General features: G+C 66.4%; 23 protein-coding genes. 10 read left to right on the top strand and 13 right to left on the bottom strand.

Annotated elements, in window-relative coordinates; translation table 11 throughout:
- Window positions 1-64 precede the first annotated feature (64 nt).
- From ASE90_RS14310 to cysD, 3 genes are read right to left on the bottom strand one after another with little or no spacing between them, the layout of a single operon-like run.
- The gene (locus tag ASE90_RS14310) at window positions 65-811 is read right to left on the bottom strand and encodes a 3'(2'),5'-bisphosphate nucleotidase CysQ (RefSeq protein WP_156361591.1); all 747 of its coding nucleotides are present in this window, start codon (window positions 809-811) and stop codon (window positions 65-67) included.
- Window positions 805-2,727 (bottom strand): sulfate adenylyltransferase subunit CysN, encoded by a 1,923-nt coding sequence (gene cysN, locus ASE90_RS14305; protein ID WP_056001998.1) that lies wholly within the window; start codon window positions 2,725-2,727, stop codon window positions 805-807. The genes ASE90_RS14310 and cysN overlap by 7 nt, the downstream gene beginning before the upstream one ends.
- Window positions 2,727-3,644, bottom strand: coding sequence for a sulfate adenylyltransferase subunit CysD (gene cysD, locus ASE90_RS14300; RefSeq protein ID WP_056001995.1), 918 nt, complete (start codon window positions 3,642-3,644; stop codon window positions 2,727-2,729). Before cysD ends, cysN begins: the two co-directional genes overlap by 1 nt.
- 396 nt (window positions 3,645-4,040) lie before the next feature.
- On the opposite strand from cysD, the gene ASE90_RS14295 reads away from it, so the two are divergent.
- The 7 genes from ASE90_RS14295 to ASE90_RS14265 all read left to right on the top strand — a co-directional run bounded on the left by ASE90_RS14295 (window position 4,041) and on the right by ASE90_RS14265 (window position 11,004).
- Window positions 4,041-5,405: a GGDEF domain-containing phosphodiesterase gene (locus ASE90_RS14295; protein ID WP_082449825.1), complete on the top strand. Its 1,365-nt coding sequence runs from the start codon at window positions 4,041-4,043 to the stop codon at window positions 5,403-5,405.
- A gap of 40 nt (window positions 5,406-5,445) precedes the next feature.
- Window positions 5,446-7,884 carry an ATP-binding protein gene (locus tag ASE90_RS14290; RefSeq protein ID WP_082449824.1) on the top strand — a complete coding sequence of 813 codons (2,439 nt, stop codon included), beginning with the start codon at window positions 5,446-5,448 and terminating at the stop codon, window positions 7,882-7,884.
- A 61-nt stretch (window positions 7,885-7,945) separates the two neighbouring features.
- Window positions 7,946-8,335: a response regulator gene (locus ASE90_RS14285; protein ID WP_056001989.1), complete on the top strand. Its 390-nt coding sequence runs from the start codon at window positions 7,946-7,948 to the stop codon at window positions 8,333-8,335.
- Between the two features lie 123 nt (window positions 8,336-8,458).
- The gene (gene rpsU, locus ASE90_RS14280) at window positions 8,459-8,665 is read left to right on the top strand and encodes a 30S ribosomal protein S21 (RefSeq protein WP_056001986.1); all 207 of its coding nucleotides are present in this window, start codon (window positions 8,459-8,461) and stop codon (window positions 8,663-8,665) included.
- A gap of 88 nt (window positions 8,666-8,753) precedes the next feature.
- Window positions 8,754-9,368 carry an FKBP-type peptidyl-prolyl cis-trans isomerase gene (locus ASE90_RS14275; protein WP_056002359.1) on the top strand — a complete coding sequence of 205 codons (615 nt, stop codon included), beginning with the start codon at window positions 8,754-8,756 and terminating at the stop codon, window positions 9,366-9,368.
- A gap of 126 nt (window positions 9,369-9,494) precedes the next feature.
- Window positions 9,495-10,532 carry a M48 family metallopeptidase gene (locus ASE90_RS14270; protein WP_162235102.1) on the top strand — a complete coding sequence of 346 codons (1,038 nt, stop codon included), beginning with the start codon at window positions 9,495-9,497 and terminating at the stop codon, window positions 10,530-10,532.
- 253 nt (window positions 10,533-10,785) lie between these two features.
- The gene (locus tag ASE90_RS14265) at window positions 10,786-11,004 is read left to right on the top strand and encodes a hypothetical protein (protein ID WP_200909493.1); all 219 of its coding nucleotides are present in this window, start codon (window positions 10,786-10,788) and stop codon (window positions 11,002-11,004) included.
- Between the two features lie 145 nt (window positions 11,005-11,149).
- Here ASE90_RS14265 and ASE90_RS14260 read toward each other — a convergent pair whose 3' ends face one another.
- Entirely contained in the window at window positions 11,150-11,932 is a 783-nt protein-coding gene (locus ASE90_RS14260; RefSeq protein WP_056001980.1) for a metallophosphoesterase family protein, read from the bottom strand.
- Between the two features lie 143 nt (window positions 11,933-12,075).
- Between ASE90_RS14260 and galU the strand changes: the two genes are divergently transcribed.
- Window positions 12,076-12,942, top strand: coding sequence for a UTP--glucose-1-phosphate uridylyltransferase GalU (gene galU, locus ASE90_RS14255; RefSeq protein WP_056001976.1), 867 nt, complete (start codon window positions 12,076-12,078; stop codon window positions 12,940-12,942).
- 34 nt (window positions 12,943-12,976) lie between these two features.
- On the opposite strand, the gene ASE90_RS14250 is transcribed toward galU, so the two are convergent.
- From ASE90_RS14250 to ASE90_RS14210, 9 genes are read right to left on the bottom strand one after another with little or no spacing between them, the layout of a single operon-like run.
- The gene (locus ASE90_RS14250) at window positions 12,977-13,312 is read right to left on the bottom strand and encodes a DsrE family protein (RefSeq protein WP_056001974.1); all 336 of its coding nucleotides are present in this window, start codon (window positions 13,310-13,312) and stop codon (window positions 12,977-12,979) included.
- Window positions 13,300-14,049: a HesA/MoeB/ThiF family protein gene (locus ASE90_RS14245; RefSeq protein ID WP_056001971.1), complete on the bottom strand. Its 750-nt coding sequence runs from the start codon at window positions 14,047-14,049 to the stop codon at window positions 13,300-13,302. The genes ASE90_RS14250 and ASE90_RS14245 overlap by 13 nt, the downstream gene beginning before the upstream one ends.
- Window positions 14,046-14,468: a hypothetical protein gene (locus ASE90_RS14240; RefSeq protein WP_056001969.1), complete on the bottom strand. Its 423-nt coding sequence runs from the start codon at window positions 14,466-14,468 to the stop codon at window positions 14,046-14,048. Before ASE90_RS14240 ends, ASE90_RS14245 begins: the two co-directional genes overlap by 4 nt.
- A complete protein-coding gene (dut, locus tag ASE90_RS14235; RefSeq protein WP_056001966.1) occupies window positions 14,465-14,902 on the bottom strand; it encodes a dUTP diphosphatase in 438 nt (145 codons plus the stop codon). Before dut ends, ASE90_RS14240 begins: the two co-directional genes overlap by 4 nt.
- Window positions 14,899-15,705, bottom strand: a complete 807-nt coding sequence (locus ASE90_RS14230; protein ID WP_156361590.1) for an alpha/beta hydrolase family protein — start codon at window positions 15,703-15,705, stop codon at window positions 14,899-14,901. The genes dut and ASE90_RS14230 overlap by 4 nt, the downstream gene beginning before the upstream one ends.
- Complete coding sequence (coaBC, locus tag ASE90_RS14225) at window positions 15,692-16,867, bottom strand: bifunctional phosphopantothenoylcysteine decarboxylase/phosphopantothenate--cysteine ligase CoaBC (RefSeq protein ID WP_056001963.1); 1,176 nt, start codon at window positions 16,865-16,867, stop codon at window positions 15,692-15,694. Before coaBC ends, ASE90_RS14230 begins: the two co-directional genes overlap by 14 nt.
- Window positions 16,864-17,952 carry a hypothetical protein gene (locus ASE90_RS14220; protein ID WP_235531830.1) on the bottom strand — a complete coding sequence of 363 codons (1,089 nt, stop codon included), beginning with the start codon at window positions 17,950-17,952 and terminating at the stop codon, window positions 16,864-16,866. The genes coaBC and ASE90_RS14220 overlap by 4 nt, the downstream gene beginning before the upstream one ends.
- Window positions 17,949-19,481, bottom strand: a complete 1,533-nt coding sequence (gene ubiB / locus ASE90_RS14215) for a 2-polyprenylphenol 6-hydroxylase (protein ID WP_056001960.1) — start codon at window positions 19,479-19,481, stop codon at window positions 17,949-17,951. Before ubiB ends, ASE90_RS14220 begins: the two co-directional genes overlap by 4 nt.
- A gap of 52 nt (window positions 19,482-19,533) precedes the next feature.
- A complete protein-coding gene (locus tag ASE90_RS14210) occupies window positions 19,534-20,265 on the bottom strand; it encodes a class I SAM-dependent methyltransferase (RefSeq protein WP_056001957.1) in 732 nt (243 codons plus the stop codon).
- Between the two features lie 96 nt (window positions 20,266-20,361).
- Here ASE90_RS14210 and mutM point away from each other — a divergent pair, with 96 nt between their 5' ends.
- Together mutM and rpsT are read left to right on the top strand one after the other, a co-directional pair.
- The gene (gene mutM / locus ASE90_RS14205) at window positions 20,362-21,174 is read left to right on the top strand and encodes a bifunctional DNA-formamidopyrimidine glycosylase/DNA-(apurinic or apyrimidinic site) lyase (protein ID WP_056001954.1); all 813 of its coding nucleotides are present in this window, start codon (window positions 20,362-20,364) and stop codon (window positions 21,172-21,174) included.
- Between the two features lie 91 nt (window positions 21,175-21,265).
- Window positions 21,266-21,529 (top strand): 30S ribosomal protein S20, encoded by a 264-nt coding sequence (gene rpsT, locus ASE90_RS14200; protein WP_056001951.1) that lies wholly within the window; start codon window positions 21,266-21,268, stop codon window positions 21,527-21,529.
- The last annotated feature ends 79 nt before the right edge of the window (window positions 21,530-21,608 follow it).

The raw sequence follows: 21,608 nt of genomic DNA, 5'->3' as shown, positions 1-21,608 counted from the left end.
GATCGAAGCGTCGGACCCGTCCCGATCGGTCAAACCATGGCATCGGCCGCTTGGAAGCCGTGCGCTACCGATCCAGTTCCAGACCGGCGATGATCGGCAGGATCCGCGCCGCATCGTCGCGCCGACAGATCAGCAGATCGGGCAGCCACGTATCCTGACAATTATAATAAAGCGGCGACCCATCGATCCGCGACGCGTGCAGTCCGGCCGCCAGCGCCACTGCGACCGGCGCACAACTGTCCCATTCATACTGCCCGCCAGCATGCAGATAGATGTCGGCCTCCCCGCGCACCACCGCCATCGCCTTGGCACCGGCCGATCCCATCGGGATCAGTTCGGCGTCGATCGCTTCGGCGACCGCCAGCGCCTGTGGCGCGGGGCGAGTGCGGCTGACGACCATGCGTGGGCGGGCGGGGCGGGGCGGCACCACCGGTGCGGGGCTGCTCGACAAGGTGACGCCCAGCGACGGCAACGCCACCGCTCCGGCCTCGGCACGGCCGCCGACCGCGAGCGCGATATGCACCGCCCAGTCGTCGCGTCCCTCGGCATATTCGCGGGTGCCGTCCAGCGGATCGACGATCCATGTCTGCGCGGCGGCGCAGCGCGCCTTGTCGTCGGCGGACTCTTCGGACAGCACGAACGCATCGGGGCGGGCGGTGCGCAGTCGTTCGAGGATCAGCGTATTCGCTTCCCGGTCGCCGCGGTCGCCCAGCGCCTTGCCGGTCTCGCGCCCCTCCGCCCGGATTGCGAGCAACAGCTTGCCGGCCTCGGCGGCGATCGCGGTGGCGAGAAGTGCGTCGTCGGTCACAATACCGGCGCCCAGATGCCGAGCACATGTTCGACGATGCGTTCGGCGGCGGCTTCCGGCGTTTCGCGCGTCGTGTCGACATGGATTTCCGGTGCGAGCGGCGGTTCGTAGGGGCTGTCGATGCCGGTAAAGTTGGCCAGTGCGCCGCTGCGCGCCTTGGCATACAGCCCCTTCACGTCACGCGCTTCGGCGACGGCCAGCGGCGTATCGACGAACACCTCGACGAACTCGCCCGCGGGCAGCATCGAACGCGCCAGATCGCGTTCGGCACGGAACGGCGAGATGAAGGCGGTCAGCACGATCAGTCCGGCATCGGCCATCAGCTTGGCGACCTCGCCGACGCGGCGGACATTTTCGACCCGGTCGGCATCGGTGAAGCCCAGATCGCGGTTCAGCCCGTGGCGGACATTGTCGCCGTCGAGCAGGAAGCTGTGCTTGCCCAGCGCGTGCAGCTTCTTCTCGACCAGATTGGCGATGGTCGACTTGCCCGACCCCGACAGGCCGGTGAACCACAGGACGCGGGGGGATTGGTTCTTCTGCGCGGCGTGCGCCTGCCGCGTGATGTCGATCGACTGCCAATGCACATTCTGGCTACGCCGCAGGCAATAGTCGATCATGCCGGCGGCTACGGTGGCGTTGGTGATCTTGTCGATGAGGATGAACCCGCCGAGGTCGCGATTGTCGGCATAGGGTTCGAAGGCGATGCCGCGATCGGTGAAGACGTCGGCCACGCCGATATCGTTCAGCAACAGCGTCTTGACCGACAATTCGGCCAGCGTGTTGACGTCGATCGCATGGCGCGGGGGCTGCACCGTCGCCGAGACGGTGCCGGCCCCGGTCTTCAGCCAATAGGCGCGACCGGGCAGCATCGGTTCGCCGTCCATCCACACGATCGTCGCGCGAAACTGGTCGGCGACCTGCGGCGGCGCATCGGCGGCGGCGATCACGTCGCCGCGCGAACAGTCGATCTCGTCGGTCAGGGTCAGCGTCACCGACTGACCGGCGACCGCCTCCGTCAGATCGCCGTCCATCGACACGATCCGCGCGATGCGCGACGTCTTGCCCGACGGCAGCACCCGCACGGCATCGCCCGGACGGATGGTGCCGCTGGCGATCAGGCCGGCGAAGCCGCGGAAGTCGAGGTCGGGGCGGTTGACCCATTGCACCGGCAGGCGGAACGGCTGCGTTGCCGCCGCATCGCTGTCGAGCGCGACCGATTCGAGATGCTCGATCAGTGCCGGGCCGCCATACCATGGCGTGTTGTCGGAGAGGGCGGCGATGTTGTCGCCCTTGAACCCCGACAAGGGAATCGCGGTGAAACCGGCGATGCCGATCGATTCGGCAAAGGCGGCATAGTCGGCGACGATGCGATCGAACGTCGCCTGGTCATAGCCGACCAGATCCATCTTGTTCACCGCCAGCACGATGTGCCGGATACCGATCAAATGCGCGAGATAGCTGTGCCGCCGCGTCTGGGTTAGCACGCCCTTGCGCGCGTCGATCAGTATCACCGCCAGATCGGCGGTCGACGCGCCAGTCACCATGTTGCGGGTATATTGTTCGTGGCCAGGCGTATCGGCGACGATGAACTTGCGCTTTTCGGTCGCGAAGAAGCGATAGGCGACGTCGATGGTGATGCCCTGTTCGCGCTCGGCGGCAAGACCATCGACCAGCAACGCGAAGTCGATCTCCTGCCCCTGCGTGCCGACGCGCTTCGAATCGCTCTCCAGCGAGGCGAGCTGATCCTCGAAGATCATCTTCGAATCATAGAGCAGCCGGCCGATCAGCGTCGATTTGCCGTCGTCGACCGATCCGCAGGTGATGAAGCGGAGCAGCGACTTGGTCTGGTGCTGCGCCAGATAGGCGTCGATATCCGCCGCGATCAGGGCATCGGGCGTGTAGGCGGGGGCGGTTGCCATCAGAAATAGCCCTCCTGCTTCTTTTTTTCCATGCTGGCCGACCCTGCGTCGCGGTCGATCGCCCGTCCCTGCCGTTCGGAGGTGGTGGTCAGCAACATTTCCTGGATGACGTCGCTCAATGTCGCCGCCTCGCTCTCGACCGCGCCGGTCAGCGGGTAGCAGCCCAGCGTGCGAAACCGGATCGACCGCTCGACCGGTACCTCGCCGGGCAACAGGCGGAAGCGGTCGTCGTCGACCATCAGCAACATCCCGTCGCGCTCCACGGTCGGGCGGGGGGCAGCGAAATAGAGCGGCACGATCTCGATCCGCTCGCGCAGGATATATTGCCAGATGTCGAGCTCGGTCCAGTTCGACAGCGGGAAGACCCGGATCGATTCGCCCTTCGCTTTCCGCGCATTATACAGATGCCATAGTTCAGGTCGCTGCGCCTTCGGGTCCCAGCGATGGTTGGCCGAGCGGAAGGAAAAGACGCGTTCCTTGGCGCGGCTCTTCTCTTCGTCGCGGCGGGCACCACCGAACGCGGCATCGAAGCCATATTGATCGAGCGCCTGCTTCAGACCCTCGGTCTTCCATAAATCGGTGTGCAGGCTGCCATGATCGAACGGATTGATGCCGCGCGCCTGTGCATCGGGATTGTGGTGGACCAGCAACTCCATGCCGGCATCGCGCGCCGCCTTGTCCCGCAGATCGTACATCGCGCGGAATTTCCACGTCGTGTCGACATGCAGCAACGGGAAGGGCGGCGGGGCCGGATAGAATGCCTTTTTGGCGAGGTGCAGCATCACCGCCGAATCCTTGCCCACCGAATAGAGCATCACCGGGCGTTCCGCCTCGGCGACCACTTCGCGCAGGATATGAATGCTTTCCGCCTCGAGTCGTTCGAGATGGGTCAGGCGGTGGGATACGGGATCGGTCATGGTCCCGTTGCAGGTAGCGACCAACGACCGAGCGACAAGACAACGATTCTTCGTGTGCCCGCCAGTTCAGCTTTGCCGCATTCGAACGGAGCGGGTGAAGGGGAACGCCATTTGGGCCGTTCCAGCGGGGTGTTCCGCAAAAACGCCTGGATCGTTGCGGCGAACCGTCCCGATCCAGGCGAATGTTCCGTTCAGATCGGGCGAAGGTCTTCGCCGTAATGATCACGGAACAGTGCGAAAAACGCCTGCATTTTCAGTCTCCCAGTAGCGCCGAAGCGCGGCACCTTATTAACCGGAAATTAACCATAGGCCAATCTCAAATTACAAGAAAACCATCTCGTCGCGATTGGGAGCGTTAACGGATGCTTCGGGGTTTGCGGGGTAGCGTCAGACATCATGGCACGCGCCGATTCGGAACATATCCCGCTGGTCGGGCCGTCAGGACACGGGAGGGGGCAGCGGCCCCTGTCGCCGGTCGCTGTGCGCGACGGATCGATCTCGGCATGCGCCGTCGCGCCCTCTGCCGGATATCGCTTCCTGTTTCTCGCCGAAATCGAGGACTTCGCCGCGTTGCGACGGCAGTTCGGCGTCGTCGGCGCAGGGGTGGCGCTGACCGACATTGCCGCGCGTCTGAGCGCGATGATCGCCGATAGCCGGATCACGCCGGTCGGCCGGAGCGGATTGGAGATCAAGTTCGAGCGCGATTCGGCCACGGCCGGCAACGCCATGGCCGAGCGTATCCGCGCGGCGATGGTGCAGCCGTTCGACCTGAACGGCGAAAGCTATCGCGTGACGTTGCGAATCGGCGGCGTGGGTGGCCGGGTGCGCGAGGCCGACGAGGTCCGGCTGATCGAGGCGGCCGAGCTTGCGCTTGTCGACGGACAGCAGATCGGCGCGGATGTCGTACGCGATCTGAACGACCCCGCCGCGGGTCACGACCCGGTCCAGCTGATGCGCGACCTGCCCGGCGCGATCGAGGACGGGCAGATATTCCTGCAATATCAGCCCAAGGTGCGGGTGCGCCAGCAATGCGTGGCGAGTGCCGAAGCGCTGGTGCGGTGGCGGCATCCGACGCGCGGGCTGGTGCTGCCCGGCGATTTCATCGAGGCCGCCGAGCGATCGAACGTCATCGGTGCGCTGACGCTGTGGACCATCCGCCGGGTGATCGCCGATCAGCGCATGCTTGCGGCGGCTGGCTACGACATTCCGATCTTCATCAACATGTCGGGCGTCTTGCTGTCCGATCCGGTGTTCGTCCGCGAGGCCTGCCGACTCGTCCGCGAAGGCGACGCACGTGTCGGGTTCGAGATCACCGAAACCGCCGTCATCCGCGATCCCGAAAGCGCGATCGCCAATCTGCGGACGTTCAGCGAGATCGGCGTGCCGCTGGCGATCGACGATTATGGAGCCGGCCTGTCGTCGCTGGCCTATCTCAAGCGTCTGCCCGCCAGCGAATTGAAGATCGACAAGCTGTTCGTCACCCAGTTGACCAGCAGCAACCGTGATCCGCTGATCGTGCGCTCGACGATCGATCTCGCCCATGCGCTGGACATGGAAGTGACCGCCGAAGGCGTCGAAACACCCGCCGCGCTGGCGCTGCTCGGCGTCATGGGCTGCGACATGGTGCAGGGCTATCTGATCAGCCGCCCGATCGAGTTCGCTGCGTTCCGCACCTTTTTGCTGGAAGAACGCCATCTTGCGGCGATGGCCAGTCCGCGCCTGTCGTTCCTGCGCAACGAAGGTCAGTGGAAGACCGGTTAAGCGGTACCAATCATTAACCCAATCGGGTTAGTTTGCTCCAATGCGCTTGCGTCTCCCGCTCCTTGCCCTGACTCTCTTAATGGCGACCAGCGCGTTGCCAGCAAGTGCGCAGCCGGGCGTCGACCCGCTGGACCGCCGTTTTGATGTGATTCGCGCCGCGCTGGTCGCCGAACCCCGCGCCGGTTTGCGGGCCGGGCAGGAACTGGAGCGTGTCGCCCTGCAGCGTGACGGTGCCTCCTCACGACTGGTCGCCGCCAGCATCTGGTTGCAGGCCGAGGCTTATATCCGGCTCGATCAGGAAGCGGCCGCCAAGCGCGCGGTCGACCGTTCGCTGGCGATCCTCGCCAGGCTCTCTCCCCGTGTCGCGATCGAGGGCGACGCGCTGCGTACGCGGGGCGACTTGTCCGCCGATGAGGGGCAGGTGGCAGCGGCGCTGGGCGATTATCAATCGGCCTATCGCGTCTATCTTGCCGCCGGTGATCGGCGCGGGCAGGCCATGGCGTTGCTCAGCATCGGTGCCCTGTATCGGCAGGGCAGCGATTTCGAAGCGGCGCTTCGCTATTACGAGCAGGCGATCGAGACCTATGGCGGCGATCCCCTGCTGTCGGTTTCGCTGCTGAACAATCGCGGCAACGTGATCAGCGAGATGCGCGACTATCAACGCGCGATCGTAGATTTCGAACGGGCGCTGGTCGCGGTACGCCGGCTGAACAATCCGTCGTTCGAAGTGCAGATCCTGCGCAACCTCGCGCGGACGCAGCGCGCGGCGGGCAATGATGCGGCGGCCTGGCAGTCGGTCATGGCGGGTATGAAGATCGCGGAAGCGGTGGGGTCGAAGGCCTCGCTGGACCAGCTGCGCACACTGGCGGCACGGGTGGCGATCGATCGCGGCGACACGGCGTTGGCGGTGCAGCTGGTCGATGCCGCATTCGACGGGGTCGATCTGCGCACGACCGGGCTTCCCGCGCGCGACAATCATCAGAACGCCTATGCCGTCTATTCGGCGGTCGGCGATGCACCGAAATCGCTCGCCCATCTGGAAGCACTCAGCCGGCTGAACGAACAGGCGACGAAGCTCACCACCTCGACCAAGACCGCGTTGATGGCGGCGCGGTTCGATTTTCAGAACCAGGAACTGCGCATTGCCCGGCTGAAGCAGGAGGAACTGCGCCGCAACATCGTGTTCGAGCGGGCGAGCGCGCGATACCAGCGCATCCTGTTCGGCGGCATCGCGGCTGCGGTCGCGGTGCTGGTCGCGCTGTTGACCTTCGGTCTCATTACGCTTCGCCGGAGCCGGAATGCGGTACGCGACGCCAACGTCGAATTGGCGGCGAGCAATGTCGCGCTGGAAAAGGCGTTGAAGGCCAAGGGTGATTTCCTGGCGACGACCAGCCATGAGATCCGCACCCCGCTCAACGGCATCCTCGGCATGGCGCAGGTGATGTTGCGCGATCAGCGACTGACGCCCGACCTGCGTGACCGGTTGGGCATCGTCCACGACGCCGGGGTCACGATGCGCGCGCTGGTCGACGATATTCTCGACGTCGCCAAGATGCAGTCGGGCAATCTGTCGGTCGAACGTATTCCGACCGACCTGATCGAGACGGTCGAGACGCTGGCGCGATCGTCGCGGCGGCACGCGGAGGATTGCGGGCTGCGCTTCACGCTCGGGATCGGGCAGGTCCCCCGCTGGATCGAGGGGGATCCGGTACGGCTGCGTCAGATCCTCTTCAACCTGCTGTCGAATGCGTTGAAGTTCACCGAAACCGGCGGCATCGGCCTGCGAGTCGAGGGTGACGACCATCATGTCCGGATCGCGGTGACCGATACCGGCATCGGTATCGCCGCCGACCGTATCGATGATGTCTTCGAATCGTTTCAGCAGGCCGACAACAGCACGACGCGCCGCTTCGGCGGTACCGGCCTCGGGCTGACCATCTGTCGCAACCTCGCCCGTGCGATGGGTGGAGACATTCGCGTCACGAGTGTCGCGGGCAAAGGGTCGACCTTCACGCTCGACCTGCCGGTGACGCCGGCGACTCCGGGGGAAACGGACGGGGGCGACGTGGCCGGTCCGGACAAGCTGGTCATTCTCGAACGCAATCCGATCGCGCGGGGGATGATGCGGACCCTGTTTGCCGATCACAGCGCGGCGATCGCGTTCGTCGACGACGTGGCGACGGTGCGCGAGCTGTTGGCCGGGGGCAGGGTGCTCGCCTTGTTGATGGATATGAAAGCAGTCCGCGCTGGCAGCGATGTGCCGGAGCGCGATCTTGCCGAGATCGGGACGGAGTTGCGGACAGCGCCGGTGCCGGCCGTTCTGATGCGCAACGCAGAAGAATATGACGTAAATGTCGACGAGGGCGTCATTACATTGCTAAACAAGCCGGTTTCCGCTAAGCAACTTATCGATGCATTGTTCGTCGTTCGGGATAACCAGGGTGCGGTGCCAACAGCCCTTGTTTCAAATGCGGCGTAGCGATAGCGGATTTCGATATGCAAAGCTTTGAAAACAGGGCGATCCTTCGGATCGGTGACGCATGAGGATCCTGTTCGTCGAGGATGACGCGATGAATCGCCGGGTCGTCCGCGACATGCTGGACGTCGCCGGTGCGACCATGGTCGAGGCGGATCTGGCCGAAGCCGGGCTGCGCCGGATCGACGAGGAAGAATTCGATCTGGTCCTGCTCGACCTGCGGATGCCCGGCATGGACGGGTTCGAGGTCATCCGTCGCGTGCGGGCGCGCGAGGATGCGAAACAGACGCTGCCGATCATCATCGTCACCGCCGATACGGCGATCGACCTGACCGAGCGATGTCTTGCCGCGGGCGCCGACGAAGTTCTGTTCAAGCCGGTGGCGATGGATGCGTTGTTTGACGCGATCGGCCGGATATTGGCCCGACGCGCCGGAGGCGACCTGCTGTTCTGACCCCGGCAGGCGCTCACGCTTGCCCGCAGAGAGCACTCCTGTTAGGGGAAAGCGTCACGCCGCGGCCATGCTTCGGCGAACCCTATTCTATTGCAATGAAAAGACCCGGAGTTTTTCGACCTCATGCAGATCATGGTTCGTGAAAATAATGTCGATCAGGCCCTGCGCGCGCTTAAGAAGAAGCTGCAGCGCGAGGGTGTGTATCGCGAAATGAAGCTGCGTCGTCATTACGAAAAGCCTTCGGAAAAGCGCGCTCGCGAACGGGCGGCAGCGATCAGCCGGGCGCGCAAGATGGAGCGCAAGCGCCTCGAGCGCGACAGCGCCCGGTAATTCCGCGATTGCGGTCCGCCGGCGATGATGCCGACGATGCCGCCGGTTTCCTGAGATCGGGTGCGCGAGGCGTGCCAAAGGGGTGTCGATGTCGGTCACTGCCGTTCCGCTGCAGCCTGTCAAGCAGCGTCATATCGTCTGGGTGTGGATCGGGATCGCGCTCGCGTTGCTGGTCGCGGCCGGTTTCGCCTGGGTTGGTTCGCGCAGCGAAACGGCCTCGTTCCTTGCCGCCAATGCATCGCGGCCCGGCGTCGTCACGACTGCCAGCGGTCTGCAATATGAAGTGCTGACCAAGGGTAGCGGCCCGACCCCGACCGATGCCGACGTGACGCTGATCAACTATGTCGGCAAGTTGACGGACGGCACGATCTTCGACCAGAGCCGCAACCCGACCCCGATGTCGCCCAAGCAGGTCGTTCCGGGGTTCGGAGAGGCGTTGAAGCTGATGTCGAAGGGGTCGCGATATCGTTTCTGGTTGCCGCCGGCGCTCGGCTATGGCGCACCGCGTCCCGAAGGTGCGCCGCCGATGTCGCCGGAGGTCAAGAAACTGTCGAAGCAGGTGCTGGTGTTCGATGTCGACATGATCGAATTCATCCCCGAGGCAGTGCTGCAGCAGATGCAGATGCAACAGATGATGCAGCAGCAGGGCGGTGGTGCCGGCGCACCGCCCCCCGGACAGGCGCTTCCGCCCGGCATGCGTTAAACGCGAGACCGGTTCGATCGAGAACGGCGTCGGAGGTTTCCGGCGCCGTTTTTCGTTTCGGTGGGCCGATACCCGGCAGCCTGTCCGGCATCGCCTTGGGCTTTGCGATCATGCTATCGGTGACGGATGTCCTTTCGCTTTCCTTGGATCGCCGAGCATCGCCGGGTGGTTCGGACACGGCACCCCGTTTTGCTCGCGACGATATTGCTGACGATCGGTGCTGCGCCGAATACCGCCGTCACCACCGGGACGGACCAGGCAACCCTGGAAACACTTCGCGCTGCCGATCTGCGGCTGGGGGCGATCGGCTATCGGCTGGCCCACGCCAATGCTGCGCTGTGCGCCGATCGCGCGCCCGTCACCGGACTGATCGTGCACGCCATCGATCAGTATGACGTCAGTGAGCAGGCGACTGCCCGCACGACCTTCGGCTTCGAATCCGCGATCGCGGTCGAAGCGGTCGTACCCGGCAGTCCCGCCGACCGCGCCGGGGTGCGAGCGAACGATTCCATCGTCAGCGTAAACGCACGGCCGGTGCCGGTCGCGAGCGGCGGTGGTCATGTCGCAACCCGCGACGCCTTCGCCGTGATGCTGGAAGCGCAACCGTCCGATCGACCGTTGGCAATGATCCTGCGCCGTGCAGGCCAGGAACGCCCGGTGACCGTCCCGGCCTCACCCGGATGTCGAACGCTGTTCGAATTGCGGGTCGGACCATCGATGGATGCCGTCGCCGATGGCCGGCTGGTGCAGATTTCCAGCCAGTTTCTCGAACGTTTCGACGATTCGCAACTTGCCGTCGTCGTTGCGCATGAATTGTCGCACAATATCCTGCGCCACCATGTCCGCCTTGAAGCGGCGAAGGTAAGTCGTGGCCTGCTGCGCGAATTGGGCCGAAATGGACGCATCTTTCGCATGACCGAAGACGACGCCGACCGGCTGAGCGTCCATCTGCTCCGCAATGCGCGTTGGGATCCGGCGTCGGCCGTTGCGTTCTGGAAAGGACCCGGTGCCCGGATCGACGGCGGCATTTTTCATAGCCGGACCCATTCATCCGCAGGAAAACGTGCGGAAAATATCGCCTTGGAGATCGCGGCGATCCCGCCCGGCGCGCCGATCCCGTACGTGCCGCCGATCATAGCGACGCGCGACCAGCCGCTCCGATAATCCGATCATCATCGGACGCAGTGCGCTTGCCCTAATTGGTACCGCATTGCATACTGAACTTCCGCGATTGCGAACGAAACCGGGCACGCCCCGGTGAGTTTCAGCCGTGCGCAAGGCGTATTATGCTCGTCCGGAACCGGAAACGGTTGGCCGTGATTGGTATGATTAAGCTTGCAGGGGGGCGGACCGTATGCGAAGGGCCGCTCGACGTGTAGAGATACAAGGGAGTGTTGACATGGGTTTTGCTAAGAACATGCTGATCGCGGCTTCGGCCGTTTCGATGACCGTTGCTCCGACGGTTGCGACCGCCGCCAACGCTTCGAAGCTGTCGGTTGCTCGCGCTTCGGCTCCGGCCGCCAAGGGCGAAAAGCTGGCCGGCGGCGGCATCATCGTGGCGCTTCTCGCCGCGGCTGCTGTCGTTGCGGGCATCGTCGTTGTTGCCGATTCGGACAGCGATTCGGACAGCAACTGATTGCTCGCGCGGGAAACCGCGCTTCAGTCTAGGGAAGGGGCGCTCCGTTGGGGCGCCCTTTTTCGTTCGTCCGGCGATCAACGCATCGGGCGATGCCAGTCACAGCGGCTTGCCGTGCTTGTCATTGTTCAGGAACGGTTGGCGTTTACGCCGCTGCGGCGTAGTTGCCTGCGGACAGGGCCGTCGACAGGAACCGCCGCGTGTCCCCCTCCAGCACCAGCGCGGTCAATCGGCCGGTGCGATAGGCACCGGTGTCGATGCCGATGCGGTTGGCGCGGATGTCGGGATCTTGCGTTACGGTGTGGCCATGCACGACGAAACGTTCATAGCGGCCGACATGGTCGAGAAATGGCGAGCGAATCCAGCGCAAGTCCGAGGATTTCTGCGCATCGAGCGGAACGCCGGGGCGGATGCCGGCGTGAACGAACACATACTCCCCAACGACCAACTGGTCGGGCAGGCCGCGTAGAAAGTCGAGATGCGCCGCCGGCACATGCCCGGCGATCAGGCGCTGGACGCCCTTCAGATCTTCTCGCTCATAGGCCGCTTCGTCGACGCCGTAGCTCAGCAGCGTTTCCTTGCCACCGGCGCGTGCGAAGACGCCGAGCGCCTGGCGGGCACCTTCTGCAGCGGAGAGCAGCAGTTCCTCGTGATTGCCGCACAGGCAATGCACATCGACGCTGGCCGCGCACATCGCCATGACCCGGTCGACAACGCCACGCGATTCCGGGCCTCGATCGATCAGGTCGCCGAGGAAAACCAGCACCGGCCGCCGTCCGCCGCGTGCCGGATCGGCGTCGATCTGCCCAAGCAGATCGTCGAGGCAATCGAGCCGCCCATGCACGTCACCGATCGCATACACGACGACATCGTCGGGAACGCGTGGGGCGGGGGTTGCGGGCCTGCGAAATAGCTTGGAGAACACCATGATCCGCGTCGCCCTTAGGGGAAAGGGGCTGTACGATCAATGAACTGCCGCAATGCCGCAGCCGGCAGTACGGCAGGCAAACGTCGTTTGCCAATTCCGCAGCGTATCTCTATCGCGGCGCAGCAAATTTTGGGGATGAAACGATGACGATCAAGAAGGTTCGCAAGGCAGTCTTTCCAGTCGCCGGCCTCGGCACCCGGTTTCTTCCCGCTACCAAATCGATGCCGAAGGAAATGCTGACGGTCGTCGACAAGCCGTTGATCCAGTACGCCGTCGAAGAGGCGCTGGAGGCCGGCATCGAACAGATCATTTTCGTCACCGGCCGCGGCAAGGGCGCGCTGGAGGATCATTTCGACGTTTCCTACGAACTGGAAGCGACGATGAAGGCGCGTGGCAAGTCGATGTCGCTGATCGAGGGCATCCGCCAGAAGCCGGGCAGCCCGGTCTATGTCCGCCAGCAGGAACCGCTGGGCCTGGGCCATGCGGTGTGGTGCGCGCGTGAGATCGTCGGCGACGAGCCGTTCGCGGTGCTGCTGCCCGACGAACTGATGGTGGGCGGTTTCCTGCGTCAGATGGTCGAAGCCTATAATGAGGTCGGCGGCAACGTCATCGGCGCGCTGGAAGTGCCCGACAGCGAGACCGACAAGTACGGCATCATCTCGCCCGGCAAGCAGGACGGCCGCCTGACCGAAGTCACCGCGCTGGTCGAAAAGCCCAAGGGCAAGGCGCCGTCGAACCTGATGATTCCGGGCCGTTACATCTTGCAGCCCGAAGTCATGCAGATTCTCGATTCGCAGGAGCCGGGTGCGGGTGGCGAAATCCAGCTGACCGACGCGATGGCCAAGCTGATCGGCAACCAGCCGTTCCACGGCTTCACGTTCGACGGCAAGCGGTACGATTGCGGCGACAAGGCCGGCTGGGTGCAGGCGAACATCGCCGTGGCGCTGGGTCGGGCCGATATCGGTCCGGCGGTGCGTGCGTTCGCGCAGGAAGCGCTCGCCAACGGTTGAGCGGGTCGGGCGGGGGCCGCGGCCTCCGCCCCGTCTACACGGTGACCAGCCGGTCGTCGGCAAGCGTCGCGAGCAGGTCGATCATGCCACCTGCCGCGACCGCCGCTTCGTCCGCCGCCAGCCCGGCGAGCGCGAGCCCGGTCTGACAGGCGATCAATTCGACGCCGCTCTCGATCGCGACGGCCCGAAGCCCGGTCAGGTTCGGCAAGCCCTCCGGCGCGCTCCCGGCCATCGCCAGCAGCGCCACGGCTCCCTCATGCAGATAGACCCGCGTTCGGCCGCCCAGCGCCGCTGCGGCGCAGGCGATGGTCAGGGCGGCGCGGAAGCGGTCGGGGTCGGGCGCGACGACGACGATCGTCAGCCCGCGCATCGGCAGCCCGGATCCTTCGGCAGCGACAGGGTGCGGAAGCGGAAGGCGAGCAGGTCGGCGACCAGCAGCTTGCCCGCCGGATCGTCGCCGAAGCCGACGATCGCGCGGATGGTCTCCAGCGCGGCGAGGCTGCCCATCACCCCGGTCAGCGCGCCCAGCACCCCCTGATCGGCGCAACTGGCATCGGCGCGGGCGGGATCGTTGCCGACGAAGCAGCGATAACAGGGCAGATGCGCTTCCCAGCCGCGAAAGACCCCCAATTGCCCCTCGAACTGGCCGACCGCCGCCGAGACCAGCGGAACGCGCGCCGCCAGCGCGGCATCGGCGACGATCAGGCGGGTGGCGAAGTTGTCGCAGCCGTCGAGGATCACGTCCGCCCCGGCGAGCAGCTTGCCGGCGTTGGCCGCGTCGATCCGCGTGGCGACCGGCTCGACCGTGACATACGGGTTGATGCGGCCGAGTGCCTGCGCGGCGGCGGTCACCTTGGCCGTGCCGATATCGCCGTCCCCGAACAGCGTCTGGCGTTGCAGGTTGCTGGCGTCGACCCGGTCGTCGTCGATCACGATCAGCGTGCCGACCCCCGCCGCCGCCAAATATTGCAGCGCGGGCGAACCGATACCGCCCGCGCCGATGACGACGACACGCGCGGCCTTCAGCGCCGCCTGTCCCGCGCCGCCGATCTCGCGCAGGACGAGGTGGCGGGCGTAGCGATCGAGTTCGGCGTCGGAAAAGGTCATTCGGTCCAGTCGAACCGCAACGATGCGCGGTACCAGCTGCCACCTTTGACGAAGTGCGGCATCAGATTGCCGCGTGCGAAGCTGACGACCAGCCCGGCACCATATTGTTCAACGGTCGGACAGCCGATCGCACGGGGGATGGTGGCACGGACCAGATCATCCTCGCCGATCAGCACCGCGACGTCGACCTGCAACTGGGTGCGGCCCATCACCGGCATGGGGCGCGGGCATTCGTTGCGACGCAGTTCGGTCACGACGAAATTGACCATCGACGTCGTCGGTTGCGGAGTCCGGCGATAGGGCAGGGGCGGCAGGGCGGCCCAGTCGATCGGCGACCGGGCGATCGGGGGAGCGGCGGGCACCGGCGTCGGCACCAGCGGCATCGCCTGCACCAGCGTTAAAAGGGTCAGCAGCGTCATCGCCCGGTCGAGCCGAATCCGCCGGTGCCGCGTGCGGTATCGTCGAGCGTATCGACCTCGATCACGTCGGCGCGGGTGACGGCGGCAGGGACGAGCTGCGCGATGCGTTCGCCGCGCACGACGCGGAACGGTTGGTCGCCGAGATTGGCTAGAATCACCTTCACTTCCCCGCGATAATCGCTGTCGATCGTCCCGGGGGTGTTCAGGCAGGTGATGCCATTTTTAAGCGCGAGGCCCGAGCGTGGGCGGACCTGTACCTCGAACCCATCGGGGATCGCGATAGCGAAGCCGGTCGCGACGGCGTGGCGCGCACCGGGGGCAAGTTCGACCTCCTCGGCGGCGACCACGTCCATGCCCGCCGCACCGGCGGTGGCATAGGCGGGCAGCGGCAGGTCATGCCCATGGGGCAGGCGCCGCAGGCGGATCGGGATCACGGCGTCACCATCGCATTGCGTTGCGGGGCCGTGGGCGGCGCGGCGGCCATGCGGCGTACCGCATCGATCAGGTCGCCGTCGCGCAACAGGTCATGCCCGCGCCCGGGCAGGACGCGGTAATCGGTGGCGATGCCGCGCAGCGCCAGCGCCTCGGCATAGCCGCGCGAAAAGCGCAGCGGCGTTTCCCGGTCGTCGGCACCCACCAGCAGCGCGACGCGGGTCGATGGCGCGACGCCGCCGACGGTCTGCAAAGGATCGAAGCTGTCCACTGCCGTCCTGAACCCGGCCGCCCCCTGATTCGCGCGATATTTGCGCCATTCGGGCAACATGCACGGGCAACCCGCCAGCACGACGCCGTCGACCAGCCCCGGACGGACCCCCATCAACGTCGCCGCCATCGCCGCCCCGCCCGATTGCCCGACGAGGATCACGCGCGCCTGTGGATAGCGGGTGCGCCAGCCCGCAATCGCATCGGCGACCGCCGCCACACGATCGGCGGTATAGCTGTCGCCGTCGGTCCCGCCGCGGGTGCCGGGCGATGCGTTGCCCGCCATGTCGCGATAACCGGGCCGCAGCAACGCGACCGCGCGCGCGCCGGGGATCGCGTCGGCAATGGCATGAGCGGCGTCGTTGAACGCGGCGGGCACCATGCCGTCGCCGTCGCCGTGCAGCACGAGGACGAGGGTGCGGACATCGCGCGACGCGGTCGGGCCGAAACTGGCACCGGCCAGCGTCACCGGCGGCGGCGCGGTCGTGGCGCAGCCGACAGCGGCAAGGAGCAGCAAGGGACTAAAGCAGCGCATCGGCAATCCGGTCGGCCAGCCGGGCCGCGATATCGGTCTTCGCGGCGTCGGACCAGCGTTCGACACCGTCAGCGGTGACGAGGTGGACCGCGTTGCGATCCCCGCCCATCACATCGCCCGACACGTCGTTGGCGACGATCCAGTCGGCATTCTTGGCGCTGCGCTTGGCGGTGGCATGGGCGAGCACGTCGTCGGTTTCGGCCGCGAAGCCGACCAGCAGGCGCGGGCGGCGCGGCGACCGGCCGAGCATGGCGAGGATGTCGGGATTGGGCAGCAGGGTGAGCGTCGGCGGGCCGTCGCCCTTCTTCAGTTTGGACGGGGCGGCCTCGACCTGCCAGTCGGCGACGGCGGCGACCATGACGGCGGCGTCGGCGGGCAGCGCCTGTGCCACCGCATTGGCCATGTCGCGCGCCGATTCGACATCGACCCGCGTCACCCCCCGCGGGGTCGGCAGAGTCACCGGCCCGGCGATCAGCGTCACCTGCGCACCGCGCGCAGCGCACGCGGCGGCGATGGCGAAACCCTGTTTGCCCGAGGAGCGGTTGGCGAGATAGCGGACCGGATCGATCGCCTCATGCGTCGGGCCGGCGGTCACCAGCACATGGCGACCGGCCAGCGACGGGTTGGTCGGGGTCGTCATCGCCTCGATCGCGGCGACGATCGCGGGCGGTTCGGGCAGGCGGCCGGGGCCGAATTCGCCGCAGGCCATTGCCCCGTCATCGGGGTCGAGGACGGTCACGCCGCGCCGGCGCAGGGTCGCGACATTGTCGGTGGTCGCGGCATGTTGCCACATGCGGACGTTCATCGCCGGGACGGCCAGCACCGGCTTGTCGGTGGCGAGCAGCAGCGTGGTGGCGAGATCGTCGGCCATGCCCGCCGCCATGCGGGCGAGCAGATCGGCAGTGGCGGGGGCGACGACCACCAGGTCGGCCTGGCGGCTAAGCTGGATATGGCCCATTTCCGCCTCGTCCTTCAGGTCCCACAGGCTGGTATGGACCGGCTGTTCGCTCAGCGCCGCCAGCGTCATCGGCGTCACGAACTGCGCGCCGCCATCGGTAAGCACGCAGCGGACGCTATGGCCGCGGCCGCGCAACAGGCGGATCAGCTCGCACGCCTTGTACGCGGCGATGCCGCCACCGACGATCAGCAATATGCGTGTCATCGGGTAATTCTCTGCACCCGAACACGCCGCCTGTCGAGGATCGGCCGGGCCAGATCGCGTACCGCGTCGGGAAGAAACGCCATGCCCACCAGATAGGCAGGGGCGGCGGCGAGCGCCCAGTAGAAGTTGTCGGTGCGTGCGAACACCGCGATCGCCAGCGCATATCCGCCAAAGGTCAGCGCGGCACGTCCGCCGAGCGGGCCCGGTGCCGCCGCCCAGCCGAGCATCGCCAGCATCGCCAGCGGCGCGCCCAGCCACCATGGCAGGATGATGAGCGCGGTCGATCGTGCCATGGCGGAAGCGAACAGGCCGGGGCCGTGCAGACCGCTCCAGCCGGGCGACACCGCGTCGAGCGGCCCGGCGACCAGCGCGACCGCGCGGGCATGGAGCAGCAGGATGGCGACGAACACCAGCAGCGCCGCGACCCAGCCCAGCGCCTCGCGCCGACGCCCGTCCAGCAGTGCCGCCGCCAGCATCGCCAGTGCATAGAGCGCCGCCGTTTCCCGGATCACCATCGCGCACAGTGCCAGTGCGACCGCCTCGACCCAGCGGTCCTCGCGCCGGATCGCCAGCGACCATGCGATCAGCAGCCCGGCCCATAGGTCGTGGAACGCCACCAGCGACGGCTGGACGAACGCGACCATGCCGCCGGCCAGCAGGAACAGCGCGGCGATGCGCGGCGGGCCGCGTTCGAACCAGCCGCCGATCCGCCGGCTCCATGCCAGGCCGGCGGCGGCGGCGATGGCGATCAGCAACAGGATCGAGACGAGGTCGGGCAGCGCTGCCTGCACCACGCTCAGCGTCGGCAGGCGGATCGCGGGGAAGGGGTGGAGCGGGGTACGATTGGCGCGCAGTTCCTGCGCAGCAACGGCATAATAATCGCCACCGCTCCGCAGACCGTCGACGACCGAGGCATAGATGTCGACACCGAGCGGCGCGTCGCGGGCCGTGTCCTCGGCCGGCAGGAACCAGGCCGATGCCAGCAGGGCAAGCGCCAGCAGCGCGATGCCAAGCGCCATGCCGGGCCGCAGCGTCGCGAACCGGCTGGAGCACGACAGCCAGACCGGCGGTCGCGCGCGGATCATCCCAGCAGCATCGCCGAGGCCGCACCGACGAGGCCGCCGACGATCCCGACCGCCGCATAGCGCCAGCCGCCGCCGACGCGGACGACGGCGACCTCGGGCAGCGGCGGGGAGGGCGGGGCACCGCCGGGCGCGGGATAGCGCGCCTCGATATTGCGGATCAGGTCGGGCAGCCGGGCAAAGGTGCGCAGGTCGGTGATGATCCGGTCGGCGACCATCGCCTCCGGCCCCAGCTCATCGCGAATCCAGCCGCGCACGAACGGCGCCGCCGTCTCCCACAGGTTGATGTCGGGATCGAGCGCGGTCGCGACCCCCTCGACCATCACCATCGTCTTTTGCAGCAGCAGCAGGTGCGGCTGCGTTTCCATGTCGAAGTCGCGGGTGATGTTGAACAGCGAATCGAGCATCATGCCGACCGACATGTCCTTGACCGCCAGCCCGCGCATCGGTTCGCCGACGGCACGCAGCGCGGTGGCGAATTCGGCGACGTTGTGATGGGCGGGGACATAGCCCGCCTCGAAATGGATCTCCGCGACGCGCTTATAGTCCCCGGTAATGAGGCCATACAGGATCTCGGCCAACCAAACCCGCGCCCGGCGGTCGATCCGGCCCATAATCCCGAAATCGATCGCGGCGATGCGACCATCGGGCAGGGCGAACAGATTGCCCTGGTGCATATCGGCATGGAAGAACCCGTCGGCGATCGCCTGTCGCAGGAACGCGCGGACCAGCCGTGTCGCCATCGCGTGCAGGTCGTGCCCCGCCGCGATCAGCGCCGGGCGGTTCGACAGTTTGATGCCGTCGATCCACTCGGTGGTCAGGATCTTGGACGTGGTCCGCTGCCAGTCGATGTCGGGAATGGTGAAGTCGGGCTCCGCCTCCATCCCCTGTGCCAGTTCCGACGCGGAAGCGGCTTCGCGGCGCAGGTCGAGTTCGCGCGCGGTCCAGCGCTTCATCGTCTCGATCACGAGGCGCGGGCGCAGCCGCCGCAGTTCGCCGCCCATCGTCTCCATGCGGGCGGCGGCCCATTCATAGGTGTCGATCGCGTCGAAGAACTGGGCCTCGACGCCTGGCCGCAGCACCTTCACCGCGACCCGGCGGCCGTCGGTGGTGATGGCGCGGTGGACCTGTGCGATCGACGCGGCACCGACCGGGCTTTCCTCGATCGACTGGAACAGGCGCTCGATCGGCTGGCCCAGCCCCGACTCGATCGCCGGGCGCACCACGGCCCATGACAGCGGCGGCAGCGCGTCCTGCAGCGACAACAGGTCCTGCGCCACATCCTCGCCGACCAGATCGGGGCGGGTGGCGAGCGTCTGGCCCAGCTTGATCGCCGCCGGTCCCAGCGCCGCGAACGCCTCGGCATAGCGCGGAGTCGCGGGGACGCGCGCGCCCAGCCGGGCGAGACGCACGACCCGGCGCAGGCGCGGCGGCGTGCGCGGGTTGCGCTCGAGCTCGATCAACGCGCCATGGCGCGCGAGCGTGCGCCCCCATTTCAGGATGCGCCAGTAATGGGTGAGGGTCGACGTCATGCGGCCTTTTGCCCTGGACCCCCGCCTGCGCGGGGGTTTGATGCATGCCGCATCAAATCTTCCACCCGCTATGGATCGCGACCAGCCCGCCCATGATCGGTTCCACCCGCGTGCGGATGAAGCCCGCCTCGCCGATCATCCGTTCGAAGGTCGGCATGTCGGGGAAGCGGCGGATCGATTCGATCAGATAGCGATAGCTGTCCTCGTCATTCGCCAGCAGCTTGCCGAGCTTGGGCACCAGCTTGTGCGAATAATGGTCGTAGACATCGGCAAAGCCCGGCCACGTCGCCGTCGAGAATTCGAGACAGAAGAAGCGCCCGCCGCGCTTCAGCACGCGGTGCGCCTCGCGCAACGCCTTGGGGATGTCGGTCACGTTGCGGATACCGAACGCGATCGTATAGCCGTCGAACGCCCGGTCGCCGAAATCGAGAGTCTCGGCATTTTGTTCGGACCAGAGCAGACCGTCGATGCCACGCTTTTCGGCGCGTTCCATGCCCACGCCCAGCATCGCCGGGTTGATGTCGGCGACGGTGATGTGCGCGCCGGCCTTCGCCATGCGGAACGCGATGTCGCCGGTGCCGCCGGCCATGTCGAGGATCGATTCGCCCTTTTGCGGCTTTACCCGCGCGACGAACCGGTCCTTCCACAACCGGTGCATGCCCCCCGACATCGCGTCGTTCATCAGGTCGTAGCGCGAGGCGACGCTGGCGAAGACATCGCCGACGCGCTTGGTTTTTTCCGCGGGAGCCACATCTTCGTAACCGAAGGATACCGTGTCGTTCATGGAGACTGCCCTAGCGGTGCCTTGTGGCCGGAGCAAACCGAACCTAGCTTTCCGGCGTACATACCGGTGCCATCGACCGGTCAGCCGAAAGACCGCATGCCCGAACTTCCCGAGGTAGAAACCACCGTTCGCGGTCTGGCACCCGTATTGACCGGTCAGCGGCTGGCGCGGGTCATCGCGAATCGTGCCGATCTTCGCCGGGCGATGCCGGTCGATCTGGGGCAGCGGCTGACCGGGGCGACAGTGACCGGCCTGTCGCGTCGCGCCAAATACGGGCTGATCGAGACCGATCGCGACGATACGTTCATCTTCCATCTCGGCATGTCCGGCCGCTGGCGCGTCGATCCGGTCGAGCTGCTGGCCCATGATCATCTGGTACTGGCGACCGATGCCGGGCGGCAGGTGGTGCTGAACGATCCGCGCCGCTTCGGGTCGGTCGACCTGTTGCCGACCGCCGGGGTCGCGGCATGGCCGCCCTTTGCCGCACTAGGGCCCGAGCCGCTGGGACCGGACTTCACCGCGGAGCATCTGGAGCGGCGGTTCGCGGGGCGGATCGCACCGGTCAAGATCCTGCTGCTCGATCAGCGAATCGTCGCGGGACTCGGTAATATCTATGTGTGCGAGGCGCTGAACGTCGCGGGCATTTCGCCGACTCGACCGGCGGGGCAAATCGCGCGCGAACGGCTGGCGCCGCTGGTGGATGCGACCCGCGCGGTGCTGTTATCGGCGATCGAGGCAGGGGGATCGACCCTGCGCGATTATGCCCGTCCCGATGGCGAACTGGGCTATTTCTCGAAACAATTCAGGGTCTATGGTCGCGAGGGCGAACCATGCCCGTGCGGCGGCATCGTCGAGCGGCGCGTCGACGGCGGCCGCTCCACCTTCTGGTGCCGATCCTGCCAGCAATAGTTGACCTGGCGCGCCCGACCAGTTAAGGGGCGCACCTTCTCCGGTCGGATTGTTCGATCGGCACCAATCATTTGCGAGAGTCGAGGACGGCATGGCGAATACGCCACAGGCGAAGAAGCGTATCCGGCGCAATGCGCGTCGTGCGGAAATCAATGGTGCGCGCGTTGGCCGCATCCGTACCTTCGTAAAGAAGGTCGAAGCAGCGATCGTCGCGGGTGACCGCGAAGCGGCGACCACCGCGCTGGCGAGCGTGCAGCCGGAACTGGCCCGTGGCGTTGCCAAGGGCGTGCTGCACAAGAACACCGCAAGCCGCAAGTTCTCGCGTCTGACGAAGGCGGTCGGCGCGATCGCCTGATCGCTTCGTCCCCGTCGGACAGGATCAACCCCGTCGACCCTATGGTCGGCGGGGTTTCTTGCGTCGCCTGATCACGGTG

Origin of the sequence: Sphingomonas sp. Leaf67 (genome assembly GCF_001421965.1) — a bacterium.
Taxonomy (GTDB): Bacteria; Pseudomonadota; Alphaproteobacteria; order Sphingomonadales; family Sphingomonadaceae; genus Sphingomonas.
The sequence above is the reverse complement of the archived record's forward strand: the minus strand, read 5'-3'. Positions and strand labels throughout refer to the sequence as shown.

Excerpts from the sequence above, each read along its gene's own strand:
- ASE90_RS14285 (WP_056001989.1), top strand. The coding sequence starts at position 7,946 with ATGAGGATCCTGTTCGTCGAGGATGACGCGATGAATCGCCGGGTCGTC.
- ubiB (WP_056001960.1), bottom strand. The coding sequence starts at position 19,481 with ATGACGTCGACCCTCACCCATTACTGGCGCATCCTGAAATGGGGGCGC.
- ASE90_RS14260 (WP_056001980.1), bottom strand. The coding sequence starts at position 11,932 with ATGGTGTTCTCCAAGCTATTTCGCAGGCCCGCAACCCCCGCCCCACGC.
- ASE90_RS14230 (WP_156361590.1), bottom strand. The coding sequence starts at position 15,705 with ATGCGCTGCTTTAGTCCCTTGCTGCTCCTTGCCGCTGTCGGCTGCGCC.
- rpsU (WP_056001986.1), top strand. The coding sequence starts at position 8,459 with ATGCAGATCATGGTTCGTGAAAATAATGTCGATCAGGCCCTGCGCGCG.
- rpsT (WP_056001951.1), top strand. The coding sequence starts at position 21,266 with ATGGCGAATACGCCACAGGCGAAGAAGCGTATCCGGCGCAATGCGCGT.
- ASE90_RS14265 (WP_200909493.1), top strand. The coding sequence starts at position 10,786 with ATGCTGATCGCGGCTTCGGCCGTTTCGATGACCGTTGCTCCGACGGTT.
- galU (WP_056001976.1), top strand. The coding sequence starts at position 12,076 with ATGACGATCAAGAAGGTTCGCAAGGCAGTCTTTCCAGTCGCCGGCCTC.
- cysN (WP_056001998.1), bottom strand. The coding sequence starts at position 2,727 with ATGGCAACCGCCCCCGCCTACACGCCCGATGCCCTGATCGCGGCGGAT.
- ASE90_RS14245 (WP_056001971.1), bottom strand. The coding sequence starts at position 14,049 with ATGACCTTTTCCGACGCCGAACTCGATCGCTACGCCCGCCACCTCGTC.
- ASE90_RS14295 (WP_082449825.1), top strand. The coding sequence starts at position 4,041 with ATGGCACGCGCCGATTCGGAACATATCCCGCTGGTCGGGCCGTCAGGA.
- mutM (WP_056001954.1), top strand. The coding sequence starts at position 20,362 with ATGCCCGAACTTCCCGAGGTAGAAACCACCGTTCGCGGTCTGGCACCC.
- ASE90_RS14270 (WP_162235102.1), top strand. The coding sequence starts at position 9,495 with ATGTCCTTTCGCTTTCCTTGGATCGCCGAGCATCGCCGGGTGGTTCGG.
- ASE90_RS14275 (WP_056002359.1), top strand. The coding sequence starts at position 8,754 with ATGTCGGTCACTGCCGTTCCGCTGCAGCCTGTCAAGCAGCGTCATATC.
- ASE90_RS14220 (WP_235531830.1), bottom strand. The coding sequence starts at position 17,952 with ATGATCCGCGCGCGACCGCCGGTCTGGCTGTCGTGCTCCAGCCGGTTC.
- ASE90_RS14240 (WP_056001969.1), bottom strand. The coding sequence starts at position 14,468 with ATGACGCTGCTGACCCTTTTAACGCTGGTGCAGGCGATGCCGCTGGTG.
- coaBC (WP_056001963.1), bottom strand. The coding sequence starts at position 16,867 with ATGACACGCATATTGCTGATCGTCGGTGGCGGCATCGCCGCGTACAAG.
- cysD (WP_056001995.1), bottom strand. The coding sequence starts at position 3,644 with ATGACCGATCCCGTATCCCACCGCCTGACCCATCTCGAACGACTCGAG.
- ASE90_RS14250 (WP_056001974.1), bottom strand. The coding sequence starts at position 13,312 with ATGCGCGGGCTGACGATCGTCGTCGTCGCGCCCGACCCCGACCGCTTC.
- ASE90_RS14290 (WP_082449824.1), top strand. The coding sequence starts at position 5,446 with ATGCGCTTGCGTCTCCCGCTCCTTGCCCTGACTCTCTTAATGGCGACC.
- ASE90_RS14210 (WP_056001957.1), bottom strand. The coding sequence starts at position 20,265 with ATGAACGACACGGTATCCTTCGGTTACGAAGATGTGGCTCCCGCGGAA.